Raw genomic sequence first — 16,253 nt, forward strand, 5'->3', positions numbered from 1 at the left:
AGATCCCTTCTAGAATCGCCTTCATCATTTCTTTTTCTGTATGTTGCCGCTGTAAACCGATAAAACTGCCAAACGCATCTGCGTCCCAAAGCGGTGCTCGCTCACCAAGTAAATAGGGATGAAAAATCAGACCATTGGCACCCGCTGGCACAAAAGCGATAGCCGAAAGCAGTGCATCATATGGATTTTCTCCTTTTTCTTTAGCAGATTGAACGACTTCCTGTAAAAATGTATGCCCTGCCCAATCAAAGATGCCAGCACCATTGCTAGTCGCTCCTCCCACTACCCAATGTTTCTGATCCAGAACATAACAAAACGTCTCCATTTCTGGATGGAACTGAGGCTGAGTAGTAATAAAACGAAGTGCTCCGCTCGTTCCTACGGTCAAAGCGGCGATCGTATCACCAAAAGCACCTAACCCTAGATTAGAAAGCGGCCCGTCTGCCCCTCCCAAAACAAATGATATATCATTTGGCAAACCTAGTTCTGCTGCTGTTTTTGATGGTAGACCTGTTACTTGATAGGTGGAAGGAAAGACTTGCGGCAATTGCTCTATTCGAATGTTCAAGTAGTCAAGCACTTCTTCTGCCCATTGGAATTCATGGATATCAAAATATCCAGTTCCTGAAGCTGTTCCGTAGTCGCTGATCAGTTCGCCAAACAATCTATAAAAGATATAGTCTTTGATACCGACAAAATAAGCAGTTTTTTTGAATAATTCAGGTTGGCTGTTTTGCAGCCACTTGATTTTGTTCAATGGTGTCATTGGATGAATCGGCGTCCCAGTCTGCCGATAAAATTCTTTGCCAAGCACGGTATATTTCAGTTTTTCTGCTTCGTCCGCTGCTCGGTTATCTGCCCAAGTGATCATTCGAGATAACGGTGTTTTCTCTTCATCCAACAATATCAGGCCATGCATCGCAGAGGAGAAGGAGACAAATTGAATGATTGTGTCTGAAGGCAACTGTTTAATTACTTCTTTTATAACGGTGCAGACACCTTGAAAGATCAATTCCTGATCTTGTTCTGCCATCCCTTGTGTTTCTTGGATCAAAGGGTAGCGAAAATAAGCGGATGCTGCTTCTTGGGCTTCATCTGTGAAAGCAACTGCTTTGGTTTGTGTGGTTCCGATATCTAATCCGATTGAAACGTTCATTTTTTCACCTCAAATTTTATGTATGTACAAAAATTTAGTTTAAGCTTGCGTATCTTGGTTTTGAAAAGGGGGAGATGGCGTGTTACTTTATTTTATCATTGGTTGCTGTATCGGATCATTTTTATGTTTAACCGCCCAGCGGATTCCGTTAGGTTACTCTATTATTTATCCTAGATCTCATTGTGTCAAATGCTGTCGTTCGCTTTCTTGGTATGAATTGATTCCGATTCTCTCGATCATCGTCCAACGATTTCGCTGCCGCTATTGCCGGTGTCGATTGCCCTTCTACTATTTGTTGGCAGAAGCCTTATGTGGTGGTCTTTTTGTCTGGTTCTTTACTTTTTCTTCTGCAAGAAATTATTCGACGTTCATATGGGTGCTTTCGGCTTTGCTATTTTCGTTGATGGATTTATTTTACTTCATGGTCCATTCTCACACGCTATTCTGTTCTTGGTCAATTTTATGGATTTTTTGGTTGCAGGCCGGCGTCTTCCAATGGCAAAGTGTGCTGTTAACGTTTATCGTAGGCGGTGTGTGCCTTCGCTATGGTCAATCCTATCTCGGAGCTGGTGATACTCTGTTGATGCTTTCTTGGAGTGGTGGCTTGTCTCTGGAAGAGTTGCTTCAGATCTTGTTTCTTGCTAGTCTGTTTGGAATATCCGTTTTTTCTGTTTACTTTATCTGTCATAAAAAAAAGATGGAAAAACTGCCTTTCATTCCTTTTTTGAGCAGTGCGTTGCTGATTGTCCTTCATCTTAGGTATTGAAAAAAGGTTGTGACAAATGACTTGTCACAACCTCTGATATATAGTGTTCTCTTACCAAATCCTTGTGACTTGGAGCTAGGCGACAGGTTCACAACCTCTCCACTAAATGGTGTTCAATCAGCTGACCCTCAGTATTAGCTCAAAATGCTGGTTTTACAACCTCTGATATACGGTGTTCCAGAAGTAGCTTTTTCGGCTTCTTATTTCTTGACGCCCCAATGTCGTCGAATGAAACCGGCACGTCCAGAACCTTCTCGATAAAGATTGTAATGGAGCTTGTTTTTCTTGTAATAATCCTGATGGTAATCTTCTGCAGGATAAAATTCGCTTCTTGGTTCGATTTTTGTCACGATTGGCTTATCAAATCGCCCGCTGTCTTGCAATGCTTGTTTTGAACGCTCTGCAATGTTTCGTTCTTCTTCATCATTATAGTAGATCACTGGACGATAAGAATCACCGCGATCAGCGAACTGTCCTAATGCGTCAGTCGGATCGGTTTGCTGCCAATAGATTTCCACCAACTGATCATAAGAAATAACTTCTGGATCATATTCGATCTCTACTGCTTCTGTATGCCCTGTTGTGCCTGTTGTTACTTGTTCATAAGTTGGATTTGGTACATGCCCGCCAGTATAACCGGATGTCACAGAAATGATCCCTGGCTGCTCTTCAAATGGTTTGACCATACACCAAAAGCATCCGCCTGCGAAAACTGCTTTTTTTGTCATATAAAATCCCCCTTTTTTATCATCATACCTTGATTTCCAAAAGGAGGATAACGTTTTGCTTGTGACAGAAAAAACGGAAACTATTATATACGTGATACGGCTTCTGATAAATGCCAAAACGAACGTACTTGATCAAAAACGGTTAAATCAGGAATCACATATTCAGCAGAAGGAAGATTTATGTTTTCACCTATTCCCAATACATGCATGTTACCAGCCAAAGCTGCTTGACAACCAGCTTCTGAATCTTCAATGACCAAGCATGCATTTGGCGGTACATTCAATTGCTGTGCTCCTTTGAGAAAAACTTCTGGATCAGGTTTTGCTTTTGATACTTGCGTACCGTCAATAAGGACATCAAAATAACTTGTCAAATTCGTTTTTTCTAAAATAAGGCATGCATTTTTGCTTGCTGATCCCAATCCGATCTTGATGTTTGTGTTTTTCAAGTACTCCAGAACAGCTATTGCACCAGGCAAAACGGATGTTTCATCCATTTTTTGAATCGCTTGAAGATATAGATTGTTTTTTTGCTCAGCAAAGGCTGATTTCTCTTTTTCTGAGAATTTCTGTTCCATTTTTCCAAATGACAGCAATCGCTCTAGTGACTCGGTTCTAGATATTCCTTTCAGTTGCTCGTTTTCTTTCTCAGTGAATGGAATGGACAGCTGGTTAGCTAAAACCAGCCACGCTTCGTAATGATAACGAGCTGTGTCTACAAGAACGCCATCTAAATCGAATAGTGCTGCTTTGATTTTCATCGATTACCTCCTTGAAAATGAACGACTTGAAGTAAAGATGCGATGTTTTTAGCTGTGCGATGAAGATTATCAGTGGCTTGCTGCAAAGCTTCTTGTAAAGGCACAGCTGCAGGAAGGATCGGAAAAACGGCCGAAATGCCAACATCTGCTGCTTTTTCGCTTCCTTTACCAACACTTCCGCAAATAGCTATCACAGGAACGCCCTCTGGTACTCTTCTAGCAATCCCAACTGGCGCTTTTCCTTTTAGACTTTGTCCATCTAGACGTCCTTCGCCTACGATTACGAGGTCTGCTTGCTGTACCCGTTTATCGAACTCCAGTAAATCCAATACGTAGTCGATGCCAGAGACTATTTTCCCTGAAGCAAATGCTAACAGTCCTGCACCCATTCCACCACCAGCACCACTGCCCGATGCCTCGATTACTTGAGGGGCAAATCTCATATAAAAATCATGCATGGCTTGGTCAGCCACTGCTAATTCATTTTCTTTCAAGCCTTTTTGTGGTCCGAAAACAAAAGAAGCGCCTTCTTTTCCGCATAAAAGATTAGTAACATCAGTAATGACAGTGATTTTGGCTTTAATCAGCTCAATAGGCACGTTCGTTTTATCAACTGTAGCAATTTTACCTAGATTTTCTCCCAGTGCTTCTACTTTTTGATTATCTTGATCGTAAAAAGCATAACCTAGACCTTCTGCCATGCCGATGCCGCCATCGTTGGTACTACTTCCGCCAACGCCGATGATGATGTGTCGAACACCTTGTTGCAACAATTGTCGTATCAGTTCTCCTACTCCTCGCGTGGATAACCTAAGTGGCTGTCGTTGGTTTAGTGGGACATCTTTCAGTCCGACGATTTCTGCCATTTCAAAAATCGCAGTTTGACCGTCTGAAGCGTACTGGATTTCTTTGTTTTTGCCAAATGAATTAGTAACGACTGCTGTTTGCCGCTTCAACCTTAAACTGTCTGCTAATGATGAAACCGTACCTTCTCCTCCATCGCCTATAGGTAGCAGATCATATTCAGCCTGAACAAAAACTTCTTGAAAACCTGATTGAATGGCTTGTGCTGCCTCTACGGCTGTCAGACTTTCTTTGAAAGAATCTGGCGCAATCAGAATACGCATTATTTTTCCCTCCGTTCCAAGATCAGTTCTTTTTCCAGCTGGTATTGGTCTTCATTGACAAAAATAGGTAATGTTTCTTTCGTCTCTTTTTTTATTACTATTTGTTTTTTTGTCAAAACAAATAGCAACCTGTGATTTTTCCAAATAAAAGGAAAAGAAATTTTTTCCCATGCTGAAGGAAGTCTTGGAGAAATAGAAAGAGTTCCATTCGTTACTGTAATACCTGAAAAACCAAATATAACTGCTAGCCATAGTGCTCCTAATGAAGCAGCATGAATTCCGTCATCTGATGAATGCGGATCTGGTCCTAAATCAATCAGGCACGCTTCTTGGAATAAATGATACGCCCATTCCATTTCTTGGATACGGCAAGCCTCTATGGCGTGAATCGCTTTACTCAACGATGAGTCGTGGATCGTTTTGTTTTCATAGTAATGCAAATTCTTAGAAACGATTGGTTGAGAAAAATACTCAGGTAATAAGTATAACAGCATGACAAGATCTGCTTGCTTGCTGACTTGGAGCTCATTTACTTCGCTACGGGCATAATCAAGTAAAATAGACTGGCTGCCAGGACGTTCTTTGTAAGTGGTCAAATCAATAACTGGCTTACTGAGATACGTGTCATCTTGCGGAATCAGCTGTTCTTTGTTAGGCACTGGCAAATATAACTTATCTAAAAAATTTTGACATTCTTTCAAAAAAAGCGGATCGCCAGCTTGATATTTAACAGCTAAGGCCACATTATAATGCGCCAGATAGTTCGTATATGCATTATTGTCGATATATTCTGTGTATTCATCTGGACCAATGACTCTGTGTATCTCTAAATGATCATCGACTTTTACAGCTCTGCTCAGCCAAAAAGTTGCTGTTTCATGAATGAGCGTTTTTCCCTTTGTTTCTAAAAACGATTGATCCTCTGTTGCTTGGACATACTCTTGAACGGCATAAGCAAGGTCTGCACTGATATGGTGTTCTGCGGCAGCTGAAGCAACTTCTTGTCTTGTTCCGGTTTTGATATTCAATGCAGCAAATTTGGGTGTCTCTTCCTGACCAGTGTGTGCGCTTTCCCATGGGAAAAGTGCACCTTGATAGTGATAATCTCTTGCTTTTTGCCGAGCGCCTTCTAATCGATCATAACGGTACAGCAGCAAATTCTTTGCTACTTCAGGAAACTGATATAAAAAGAAAGGCAGGATAAAAATTTCCGTATCCCAGAAAACATGCCCTTTATAACCTTCGCCAGTTAGTCCCTTCGCCCCTACACTAACACTTGGATCATTGCGGGGAGTCATAATCTGTAAATGGTAAGCAGCGAAGTCCATCGCTAACTGATCGAAAGAAGAATCGCCTTGGATCGTTATCCGATGCTGATGCCAAAAATCTGTCCAATAAGACATCGACTGCTCTAAAATTTCTGTATAACTAACGCTTTTCTGGGCTTGGGCAATACTTTTCTTAAACGGGTCTGTTTGCTGAAGAGAGGTAGAGAGCACGATGATCTTCTCCAGCGTAAAGGACGTATTTTTTCTGATCTTTTCTGAAAAGGAAGCGGTGATCCGGCGATTTTTTGCTTGGAATACACCTGCTTTATTGAATTTAGCTGCAATCCCAATATCAATTTTGCTTTCTGTTGTCTGGTAGGATGCACTGATCAAATCGTCACCAAATACTCGCAGTTCTTTTTCAACCAACTGCTGTGTACCAAAATTGGTTTGCTGTCCATCGATACCCGTTTTCACATCTACTTGGCAGTCTTCGGTCAACGGCTTGATGACCACTTTCAGGGCTGCCTGATGGAGATTATTTTGATCAGCAACACGACAAGTAATGACTTCCACTTTTTTTCCTTGAGCAGTTTCAATGAGCGCATAGCGTTTAAGCTCTCCCATTTCTAAATCTAGTGCCCGCTCATATGCAAGAACTTTCATCGTCTCAAGAGAAAAATGTTCACCGTCGATTTTTATTTCCCATCTGATGACATCTGGAAGATTCACTAACTCGGCTGATTCTGCTCCTAAAGGTCGGTTATATACACCAGCTGCAAACATTCCCCTTACTTGATTCCGATAGTCTTCCTCCTGGCTTCCTCTAATACCAAAAAATCCATTCCCAATGGTCATCTGACTCGCATACTTATTGATATACTCTAAATCAAATTGTTTTTCTTCTACTTTCATAAGGTAATAACTTCTCCTGTTTCTGCCGAACGATATAAATTTTCCACCAGATTCTGGATGACATATCCTTGCCAGCCATCTGCAATCATCTGAGTCTGGTCACCGAGCGCCCGATTCACAAAATGAGCCATACTTAGTTCATGTGGGTCATTAACTGGCGTGGTCTTTTGTAAGGAAACCAGCTTTCCATCTACATCTTCGAATAGTTCGCCTGGATACAGATTAGCACCTGCCTGATCGCCACAAAAAGCCACATTCAGTTTGTCTTCTCTAATATTCAAAGCAAACGAAGTATTCAGTTGGATGATCTTGCCGTTTTCTAATTCCAGTGTGCCAAAAATTGCATCTTCTACTGTGAATTTGCTTGGATCCCATTTCCCGAATTTCCCTGAATTTTTTTTCGTACCAATTTTTTGGAAGCTGTACGCCCGAACGTTTTTTACTTTAGGAAATCCAGTAATATACATCGCTGTATCAAGCATGTGAATGCCATAATCGATCAAAGGCCCGCCTCCTTGAAGTTCTTTGTCGATAAACGTTCCCCAGCCTGGAACACCAGACCGACGAAGCGCATTCGCTTCTACGTAATAAATATCCCCGAGAACATCAAGATAATTCTTGATCATTGTTGCTTCGTCAGAAAAACGATGCTGGAATCCATAAGCCAAAATCTGCCCGTTTTTATCGGCTGTCTCTGCCATCTTTCTTGCTTGATCAGCTGTCATAGCTGGTGGTTTCTCGCACATCACTGAAGCATTAGCTTCGAGGGCAGCCAATACATGTTCGAAGTGAAATCGATTGGGTGTACAGACACTCACGATATCGGGAGAAATCTCATTCATCATTTGTGTAACTGATGTATACGCATGAGAAAATCCTGTACGTCGGCAAAAGTCTTCTGCTCGCTGGCTGACTGGATCAACCACAGCGACCAATTCTAAGACATCTGATCTTTTTTGATAATAAGCAGCATGTACTTTTTCTGCTACTTGTCCAGCGCCTATGATTGCTACTTTCTTCATTTATTTCTCCCTCCTTTGCTTATTTACTTATTGTTTTTCTTTCTCTAAATCATTTAAATGACGCGCTGTTTCCAGACAGTTTTTCAAGTATTGCAATGATTCCTGATAAATTTTCACTTCATTTTCTCCTCGCAAACGACATTCATATACCATATAACCTTCATACTCATTTTGAAGTAGCATTTGAAAATGGCGAGTAAAATCAATTGCGCCAGATCCTGGTTGGTAGCGATGATTATCTGCTAAATGGATATGACCCACATACTCTTTTTGCGTAGTCAATGCTTTTGAAATATCATCTTCTTCAATATTCATATGATAAAAATCAGCGATGATCTGCACATGTTTCAATTGATTAGAGTCAATATAATGACGCGCATCCGCTAACAAATTGATCATATGGTCTTGGTATCGGTTCAAAGGCTCCAAATAAATAACCGTACCTGTTTCTTCGGCTACTTTATCTAAATAACGAAGTGATTCGCTGACTGCTTTATAGTCTCCTTCTTTGCTTCGGGGTGAAACCATCGGCGGTAATCGATAAGTGAACATTCCCCAAGCTGCTGGGATAACGATTCCTTTGCCGCCAACCTCGCTTAGTGCACGCAAAATCTCAGCAATTTGACGTACACCATTAAGACGCCGTTCTTCGATGAAGTCACCGATCCACCCATCGTATCCGTTACAAGCTGTCACTACTGGGATCCCTGTTTCTTTGATTGCCTGTTTGACTGTATCGATATTTTCTATTAACAACTTACCGTCGATTTCGTATTCTTCAAATCCACAGTCTTTGATAAATCTAAATTTTTCTAAAATGTCTCTTGGGAAAAATGCTTGATCTTGCGTACCGAATTTCATTGTTCTCCTCCTCGGACTTGAACGCCCATTTTGATACTTTCTTCTGGGTGCTGGTCTACATAACGCATGTAAGCTTCTGCGCTTTCTGCAAATGGCACAACTGGATCAATGATTTCTTCACAATCCAAGTAACCGTTCATCAATAATTCCCAACATGTGTCCTCGATTCGTTTACGGTTCCATCTTGGGTAATCTGGGTTTGGTTCACTAGATGCTCGAGCAAAGACGATTTTTGCATTATTGAAATGTGCTTCGCGACCAAGATTAAACCCAGCTGGAAAAGGTTTAGCAAAGGCAACATAAGAAATGATCCCGCCATAGCCGATCCCTCTTAAAGAAGCTTGTAATGCGGCAGCACTGCCACTCGTTTCAATAACTGAATCTACTCCACGTTTATCTGTCAATTCCTTTAGACGAAAACCGACATCTGCTTTCATAGGATCTAGCGTGTAATCGGCACCGTATTTTTCTGCTAATTCTCTACGCTGCGCTATGGGATCGATCCCAACAATGGTAGTAGCACCTGCTTTTTTAGCTAATTGAATCGCAATTTGCCCGATAGCGCCTAAACCGAAGATTGCTACAGCATCACCTGCTCGAACATGTGCTTCTCGGATACCACCTAAAGCGAATTGAGCAGGATCGTAACATACTGCATTTTTCCATTGATCCAACCGATCAAGTTTACGTAGTTTATAATTATCAACACCGTTTGTAATTAGTGTTTCACGAATGGGTCCATAAGTGCAGACTAACTCTCCTTTTTGATACTCTGTCACCAAACTGCCCGTTTCTTCGATCGTACCGACAATCATATTTCCTAATTGAAATTCGCCAAATACCACACCGCGTTGGCTTCCTTCTTCTCTTGGCAAGAATAGGCGCCATTCTTCTGAAAATTCTTCATCGATAAATGGACTTAATCCTCTAAAGTCGACAATTTCTGTTCCTGGTTTTGGAGTAGCGAAAATTACTCGGATACGTACTTCGTTCTTTTCGATCTCACGGTCTTCGTAATCTTTGAATCCGGCTATTCTTGGTTCTAATGCAACTAATTTTTTCATCTTTTCTTTCCTCTTTCTTTTCTTTTTATCCTTTTACGCCGCCTTCGACTAAATCCCCTTTAATGAATCGTTCAGATAACGCATACATAATGATGACTGGTAAAGCGGTCACCAATGAAGCGGCCATCATTCGTCCCCAAATGTAGTCTGGTGTACTGAATAATGTGTTCAAACCGATTGGTAAAGTAAATTTTTCGGAGGTCGACAGGAAAATCGAAGCAAATAAATAATCATTCCACGAAACCATAAAACAATAAACGAAGACAGAAATGATTCCAGAAATAGCCAATGGTATAATGATCCGAATAATGATTTGGATCCGGCTAAGACCATCGATCATTGCTGCTTCTTCAATATCAGTCGGAATCGTGTCAAAATAACTTTTTAGCATGAATATCGCAGTAGGAAGTGTTTGAACGACCATCGTGATAATCAGTGCTGTATTGGTATCATACAAACCTAGACCGGAAATGATTTTAAATAATGGAACAACGATCAAAATACCGGAAAACATATAAACGGTGTAAAAGCTAGCATTGATTTTCGAGCGAGCTTTGAAGCGTAGTTTTGACAAAGCGTATGCCCCGCTGATCCCAATCACTACTGCAGTTACGGAGGCTATCAAGGAGATCACTAAACTATTTTTGAAATACATGATGAATGGAAAAATCTCAGCATTGAAAATATCCTGATAATGTTCAAAAGTCCATTCTTTCGGAAAAATAGTTTGTGTCGTTGCAATTGCTTCTTGTGAATCCTTGAATGATGTCATCAGCATGATCAAAAATGGAAACAAATTGACAGCTAATAGCAACAAAATCGTCGCGTAAAATAAGATTTTCCTGCTCTTTTTATTTTTCATTTCAAGTCCACCTTCTTTCGTGAGAGCAAGACGACCGCTGCAATAATGATGAACAATAGAATCGATATAGCTGCTGCTTTTCCAAGATCATTGAACGCAAAGGCTGTCTGATACAAATAAACGCCTAAGATATTGACTTCATTCGTCAGTAGATAGACATCTGTAAACATATAGAACATCCAGATAGATCGTAAAACAATCACAGTTGCTAGTACTGGTTTGATTGCCGGCAGTGTCACGATCTTGAACTTCTGCCAAGCATTTGCACCGTCCATTTCAGCTGCTTCATAAAGCGTTTTGTCGACTGTTTGCAAAATAGCCAAAAATGAAATAAACGCATACGGATAGTATCTCCAGATAGCAAACAAAACGACCATAAAGAAGCTAGCAACTGGCTGGTCGAACCACAGCGGTGCTTCGTTGAAAAGCTGCAACCTATCTACTAACAGATCATTGACGATTCCATAACTATTATTGAACATATATTTCCAAGCAAAAATCAAAGAAATAGATGGCGTAACATAACTTAATAAAATCAGTGAACGCACCGTTTTCCTAAATCTGAACTTGCGGTTAAGCAAAATAGCTACGGCTAATCCTAAAGCTGTACTGCCTGCTACAACTAAGAATGTGTAAGCAACTGTTAAACCTAAAGAACGATAAAATTCACTATCACTTAAAATTTCAAGATAATTGCTTAATCCGATAAAAACGGCGTCTAAGTTAGGATTCAGCGGCATATCGAAAAAACTGATCTGAATATTGGAAAGCATTGGAATCAGCACTAAAACAGCTAATAAAAGCATGCTTGGTGCTAAAAGTCCCATGGCTAATTTTAAGTCAGAATGTTTCCTTGGACGATTCATTGAAACCTCCCCCTGATAATCTGCCAATAGCTATCTACTTTTTTCGAACACCATTGGCAGAACTTCTTGTTATTTCGTATTTTTTTGTGCGTCAGCTAAAGCTTGATCGACATCTTCGTTTCCGACAGTTACTTGGTTCACTGCTTTTCCGATCACACCTGAGCTTGTGATATCTCCCATTTTCGTGAAATTCTTTTCCCCGACTAGTCCAAAGACTTGTACTTCATCAAAAGCACTAGCAATCTCAGATGGCAGCTCGCCAAAAGACTTGATGACTTCATTTTCTTTGTAACCATCCAGTTCGACTACTTGTTTATTCACTGGTTGAGCACCACCAGGAGACATCAAGACCCACTTTTCCATGTTTTTCGGTTGAGATAAGAAAGCTGTGAATGCTTCAGCAGCCTCTTTTTGTTTCTCGTCTAGACCAGAAGAAATCGTCAATCCAGATACTGTGCCATAGACAGCTTGATCTTTTTGTGTTGGGATAGCAAAACCGATATTTTCTGAGTTCCCCGCTTCATAAACAGAAGGCAAAATGTAAGTTGAATAGATTGCCATTGGTGCTGTTCCATTCATGAAAGCATCTTTGATTTCTGTCACATCATTAGAGCCTGGCATCGTGTATTGGGATAAGTTTTGATAAAACGACAATGCTTCTCTCATCTTTTCCGTATCGATCGTTACCTCGCCTTCATCATCCAAAACATTTGCTCCATTTGACAAAGCAAATTGAGAGAACGCTTGCTCACTCATTGTTCCTTCAGCAGTAGGCATAGCAATTCCATATTGTTTATTCTCTTTATCTGTGAAATGTTGAGCAATTTTTAAAATATCATCCCAATTTTCTGGTTCTGAAAAACCAGCTTCTGATAATTTTTCTTTGTCATACCAACCAAATACCTTGGACCCAGCCGCTAATTGGTGCAGCAATATAGCTTTTTCCATCTTCTGAACGAACAAGGTTTTTGGCTCCGTCATAATAATTATCTTCTCCAGCTTCCTCGATAACGTTTTGGACTGCCGTCTGATCAATCAGTTCATCTTTATCCATCACTTTAGCAAAATCCTGACTGACTTCCATTACTTCTGGTAATTTACCGGAACGAGCTAACGTAACGATTTTCGTATTGAACGCTGATTCTTCTACCGGCACTTGCTTGATTTTGATGTCTGGATTTTCTTTTTCAAAATCAGCAACCAGTTCATTGATCACACTTAATCGTTCCTGTTCGACAGAAGAGTGCATGAATTGAATCATTGTCTGTTGTGATTCGTTAGAGCTTTGACTTTCACCACAAGCAGTAAGAAGAAATCCAGTAGCTAGCAGACAGGTAGTAACAATAATTTTTTTCATTTTTTTCCACCTCTTATTTTATTATTTTCAGCCACATATATTCATACGGCTGGAATATCAACTTTCGTTCTTGACTGCAATGGATAATTTGTCCAGAAAACAGGTCTAGGTAATCTCCTTTTGGTAAAAGATAACCTGCTGATTGATTGGAAAAATTATGGATAACTAAGACTTTCTCTTCCTTCGCTTCGCGAATAAAACTGATAAAAGAATCTGCTGAGTCCAGTAAGTAAATCAAACTATTCGGATGGAAGGCTTTTTCTTTTTTTCGAATAGATAGCATCTGGGTCAATTCACCATATACTGCTGTTCTTAATGGATCTGTCTGCAACTCTTTCTCAATATCTGCTAACAAAAATTTTTGCCGATTGATTTTTCGATTCTCTCCTGTTTTTTCTACGCCTTTGTAATCATTTCGACTTCCCAGCACACTTTGAATATAAATTGCCGGCACGCCTGGTAACGTTACCAAAAATGAATGAGCTGCTAAAAAGCGTTTGCTTCTCCATTCCGTCGTATCTGTTGGAGAACTTAACGCATCTAGATACGTAGCGTTTATCTCATATGGACTGGTCGTTCCATCTGGGTTTTTCTTGTAGTTTACTCGGGCACCCTCTTTCTTCAGCTGTTCCACTAATTCAAGGATCGTTTTTTCCGGCAGAATACCTCGTACCGGATTCAATCCGATACCGTCATGGGAGGCTAAAAAATTAAAAAAAGTTGTTTTTTTCGATGCGAAATCGATGGTTTTTAACCATTCTTTCAACTTACTTGTATTACCCGAACGAATCGCTTGAAGGGTCAAAGGTGGTAGCGAAAACTGATAGACCATCTGTGCTTCATTCTCGCCATTCCCAAAATAACTAATATTATCTTTATGTGGCACATTTGTCTCGGTGATCAATACCGTTCCTGGAGCTGCTTCATCAACGATTGCACGGAATAACTGAATAATCTTATGCGTTTCTGGCAGGTGTATACAAGAAGTTCCTAGTTCTTTCCATAAAAACCCCACAGCATCCAAACGAATAAATGAAGCGCCTTTTTCTAGGTAAAACAAAAGAATATCGATCATTTTCAATAAAACTTCTGGGTTTTTAAAATTCAAGTCTACTTGATCTTCGCTAAAAGTCGTCCATACATGTTTTTCTTTCCCGTTTTTGTCAATGAACGTTGTAAGTAGTGGACTAGTCCTTGGTCTAGTCACGCTGCTTGTATCTGTATCCAGTGGCAAATCAATAAAAAAATCTTTGTACGTATCATTCAAGTTTAAATATTCCTGAAACCAAGTACTTTCGGCAGACATATGATTGCAGACAAAGTCGAACATTAACCGTGTTTCGCTTCTCATTTCTTCTATATCTTCCCATGTGCCCAAACGGTCGTTGATTGCCTGATAATTTACAACGGAGAAACCATCATCAGATGTATATGGGAAAAATGGCAAGAAATGTACAACTCTAAATGTATCTGCCAAATACTTTTGATAAAATTTCTTAAATGTACGCAAAGTTGGTTGCTGCTCTTCAAAAAATTGATCCCCATAAGTAATCAAGAAAATATCTTCTTCGTCCCAATGCAGTTTGCCTGCCTGGCCTTTCTTTTGCTGATAATCACTGACTTTTTGTTCAATCATAGAGGCGGTTTTCTCAGCCAAATCTGAGTCGCGATAAATCGCTTGTAAAAGTTTTGTATACATCGGATTCCCCTTTCTTTTTTTGGGAGCGTTCCCAATGATTTGATCATATTATGGAAACCGCTTACTGTCAATAGCATTTTTTTTAATAATTTTGATATACAAAAAAATACAAATAAGAAAGCTTATGTATCAATAGTTAATAGCTTCTTAAAAAAATATGGTCTCTCATGATCATGCAAGCTATTCCTAAATTTTCAAAATCATAGACAAAAAAGAATGTCTATTGTACTATGGAATTATTCTAAAACGCTCCCAAAAAGGAGGTGCATATAAAATTGAAACCTACTATTTATGACATTGCGAACAAAGCCAATGTCTCCAAATCAACTGTCTCCAGAGTATTAAATAACCAGCCAAATATCTCTGATAAAGCAAAAGCAAGTGTACTTCAAGCAATCAAAGAATTGAATTATGAACCGAGCAAAATTGCAAGAGGACTGTCAGGAAATGGTTTTGACGCGATTCTAGCATTATCTCATCGTACTTCTCATACGACCTATGGCAATCCTTTTTTTTCAGATGTTATTCAATCCATTTCTGCCGTTTCTGAACAAAATAACTTCGACTTGATTCTACAAACGGCAAAAACACCAGAAGAAGAGCTAGAAAAATGCGCGAAAAAGATCCAAGAAAAAATGATTCGAGGAATTATTATTTTAAGCTCTACGATGGATGAAACACTTCTTTTTGAATTGGATCAATACAATATTCCTATTGTGGTAATCGGAAAAGTCGGAAACGACTACACGAACATCTACTCAGTGGACACGGATAATTTCCAGGATAGTTACGATTTGGTGGAAACACTGATCAAGAATGGACACCGTCATATCGGCTGTCTCCATGCTCCGACAGAAGTTTATGTATCCAATGATCGTCTCAATGGTTACCGTCAATGCTTATTTGATCATCACCTAGATATCCGTAATGAATGGATCATAGACGGCGGCTTTCGCTTAGAAGACAGCATGGCAGCAATGAATGATTTAATGAAGCTGCGAGAAAGACCAACTGCGATTTTTTCTACCGATGCATTAAAATCATTGAGTATTTACAAAGTTGCAGAACAAACTGGAAAGCAGATACCTGATGATCTTTCGATCGCAGGATTCAGTGATCCCTTATTGTCCTCCCTATTTTCGCCACAGCTGACTCGGATAGACATTCCAACAAATCAGTTAGGAATCAAAGCCACAGAACTTTTATTCCAATTGATCCATCACCAATACCCAGAAGAAAAAAGAATCATTCTTTCAACCGAGATTACTCTCACAGATTCGATCCAACAACAAGAAATGTAGGGCAGATTTATAAAAGAACAGAAACACTGAGGATAAGTCAGTTACTCTGTTCTTTTTTCAATCACTCACCCCCCATTACCCCCTCCCGGTATTTTAGCGGATTTTTCTTTGTTTTCCATCTGTTTTAGATAGCTGTGGATAACTATAATGTTTGTGTTAAACTATTTTTTCCACAGGGAAGAAAAAGTTGTCTTTTCAGCCACGTTGTGTATAAGTTTTTAAAGTTCATTTTTTCAAACTTATTTACCCTTATTTCAATCCATGTTATTTGGGGATACTTATCTCTAAAACATAAATAGAATAACTAGACATGTCTACTGGTTTTGTTGTATTCGAGGAACTATTCACTAATAGCTAGCAAAATATTAAAAATAACCGCTCTATCTTCCCATGAATTTATTTTGCATCGCGAATTGTAAAATTAAGTTAGAAAAATAAAAAGGCATTTATGGTACACTCAAATTGTATTTCCGACGAAAGAAAACAAAGGAGTGTAACCA

The 16,253-nt window shown here is 39.7% G+C and carries 13 protein-coding genes and 1 pseudogene; 2 read left to right on the forward strand and 12 right to left on the reverse strand.

Annotation, left to right across the window (positions count from 1 at the left end):
• Positions 1-1,156, reverse strand: a 1,156-nt coding sequence (locus tag DIZ30_RS08280; protein WP_234414794.1) for a gluconokinase, incomplete at its 3' end; no start/stop codon positions are given.
• A gap of 79 nt (positions 1,157-1,235) precedes the next feature.
• Between DIZ30_RS08280 and DIZ30_RS08285 the strand changes: the two genes are divergently transcribed.
• Entirely contained in the window at positions 1,236-1,922 is a 687-nt protein-coding gene (locus DIZ30_RS08285; protein WP_002318023.1) for an A24 family peptidase, read from the forward strand.
• Between the two features lie 200 nt (positions 1,923-2,122).
• On the opposite strand, the gene msrA is transcribed toward DIZ30_RS08285, so the two are convergent.
• The 11 genes and pseudogenes from msrA to DIZ30_RS08340 all read right to left on the reverse strand — a co-directional run bounded on the left by msrA (position 2,123) and on the right by DIZ30_RS08340 (position 14,452).
• Positions 2,123-2,650 (reverse strand): peptide-methionine (S)-S-oxide reductase MsrA, encoded by a 528-nt coding sequence (gene msrA, locus DIZ30_RS08290; RefSeq protein ID WP_002307796.1) that lies wholly within the window; start codon positions 2,648-2,650, stop codon positions 2,123-2,125.
• Between the two features lie 83 nt (positions 2,651-2,733).
• Positions 2,734-3,411 (reverse strand): beta-phosphoglucomutase, encoded by a 678-nt coding sequence (gene pgmB / locus DIZ30_RS08295; protein WP_002331266.1) that lies wholly within the window; start codon positions 3,409-3,411, stop codon positions 2,734-2,736.
• Positions 3,408-4,538, reverse strand: coding sequence for a glycerate kinase (locus DIZ30_RS08300; RefSeq protein ID WP_002318025.1), 1,131 nt, complete (start codon positions 4,536-4,538; stop codon positions 3,408-3,410). Before DIZ30_RS08300 ends, pgmB begins: the two co-directional genes overlap by 4 nt.
• The gene (locus tag DIZ30_RS08305) at positions 4,538-6,721 is read right to left on the reverse strand and encodes a glycoside hydrolase family 65 protein (RefSeq protein ID WP_002318026.1); all 2,184 of its coding nucleotides are present in this window, start codon (positions 6,719-6,721) and stop codon (positions 4,538-4,540) included. The genes DIZ30_RS08300 and DIZ30_RS08305 overlap by 1 nt, the downstream gene beginning before the upstream one ends.
• The gene (locus DIZ30_RS08310) at positions 6,718-7,743 is read right to left on the reverse strand and encodes a Gfo/Idh/MocA family protein (protein WP_061573446.1); all 1,026 of its coding nucleotides are present in this window, start codon (positions 7,741-7,743) and stop codon (positions 6,718-6,720) included. The genes DIZ30_RS08305 and DIZ30_RS08310 overlap by 4 nt, the downstream gene beginning before the upstream one ends.
• A gap of 27 nt (positions 7,744-7,770) precedes the next feature.
• Positions 7,771-8,604, reverse strand: coding sequence for a sugar phosphate isomerase/epimerase (locus tag DIZ30_RS08315; RefSeq protein ID WP_002302349.1), 834 nt, complete (start codon positions 8,602-8,604; stop codon positions 7,771-7,773).
• A complete protein-coding gene (locus DIZ30_RS08320; RefSeq protein WP_002288131.1) occupies positions 8,601-9,668 on the reverse strand; it encodes a zinc-binding alcohol dehydrogenase in 1,068 nt (355 codons plus the stop codon). Before DIZ30_RS08320 ends, DIZ30_RS08315 begins: the two co-directional genes overlap by 4 nt.
• Positions 9,669-9,693: 25 nt before the next feature.
• Positions 9,694-10,530 carry a carbohydrate ABC transporter permease gene (locus DIZ30_RS08325; RefSeq protein ID WP_002288133.1) on the reverse strand — a complete coding sequence of 279 codons (837 nt, stop codon included), beginning with the start codon at positions 10,528-10,530 and terminating at the stop codon, positions 9,694-9,696.
• Positions 10,527-11,396: a carbohydrate ABC transporter permease gene (locus DIZ30_RS08330; protein WP_109023173.1), complete on the reverse strand. Its 870-nt coding sequence runs from the start codon at positions 11,394-11,396 to the stop codon at positions 10,527-10,529. Before DIZ30_RS08330 ends, DIZ30_RS08325 begins: the two co-directional genes overlap by 4 nt.
• 69 nt (positions 11,397-11,465) lie before the next feature.
• Positions 11,466-12,753: pseudogene (locus DIZ30_RS08335) on the reverse strand (ABC transporter substrate-binding protein).
• 13 nt (positions 12,754-12,766) lie between these two features.
• Entirely contained in the window at positions 12,767-14,452 is a 1,686-nt protein-coding gene (locus DIZ30_RS08340; protein WP_002318030.1) for an alpha-amylase family glycosyl hydrolase, read from the reverse strand.
• Positions 14,453-14,727: 275 nt separating this feature from the next.
• Here DIZ30_RS08340 and DIZ30_RS08345 point away from each other — a divergent pair, with 275 nt between their 5' ends.
• Positions 14,728-15,753 carry a LacI family DNA-binding transcriptional regulator gene (locus tag DIZ30_RS08345; RefSeq protein WP_002300082.1) on the forward strand — a complete coding sequence of 342 codons (1,026 nt, stop codon included), beginning with the start codon at positions 14,728-14,730 and terminating at the stop codon, positions 15,751-15,753.
• Positions 15,754-16,253: the final 500 nt, after the last annotated feature.

This window comes from Enterococcus sp. H57 (genome assembly GCF_003112495.1).
Taxonomy (GTDB): domain Bacteria; phylum Bacillota; class Bacilli; order Lactobacillales; family Enterococcaceae; genus Enterococcus_B; species Enterococcus_B faecium.

Excerpts from the sequence above, each read along its gene's own strand:
- pgmB (WP_002331266.1), bottom strand. The coding sequence starts at position 3,411 with ATGAAAATCAAAGCAGCACTATTCGATTTAGATGGCGTTCTTGTAGAC.
- DIZ30_RS08325 (WP_002288133.1), bottom strand. The coding sequence starts at position 10,530 with ATGAAAAATAAAAAGAGCAGGAAAATCTTATTTTACGCGACGATTTTG.
- msrA (WP_002307796.1), bottom strand. The coding sequence starts at position 2,650 with ATGACAAAAAAAGCAGTTTTCGCAGGCGGATGCTTTTGGTGTATGGTC.
- DIZ30_RS08315 (WP_002302349.1), bottom strand. The coding sequence starts at position 8,604 with ATGAAATTCGGTACGCAAGATCAAGCATTTTTCCCAAGAGACATTTTA.
- DIZ30_RS08320 (WP_002288131.1), bottom strand. The coding sequence starts at position 9,668 with ATGAAAAAATTAGTTGCATTAGAACCAAGAATAGCCGGATTCAAAGAT.
- DIZ30_RS08300 (WP_002318025.1), bottom strand. The coding sequence starts at position 4,538 with ATGCGTATTCTGATTGCGCCAGATTCTTTCAAAGAAAGTCTGACAGCC.
- DIZ30_RS08310 (WP_061573446.1), bottom strand. The coding sequence starts at position 7,743 with ATGAAGAAAGTAGCAATCATAGGCGCTGGACAAGTAGCAGAAAAAGTA.
- DIZ30_RS08330 (WP_109023173.1), bottom strand. The coding sequence starts at position 11,396 with ATGAATCGTCCAAGGAAACATTCTGACTTAAAATTAGCCATGGGACTT.
- DIZ30_RS08305 (WP_002318026.1), bottom strand. The coding sequence starts at position 6,721 with ATGAAAGTAGAAGAAAAACAATTTGATTTAGAGTATATCAATAAGTAT.
- DIZ30_RS08340 (WP_002318030.1), bottom strand. The coding sequence starts at position 14,452 with ATGTATACAAAACTTTTACAAGCGATTTATCGCGACTCAGATTTGGCT.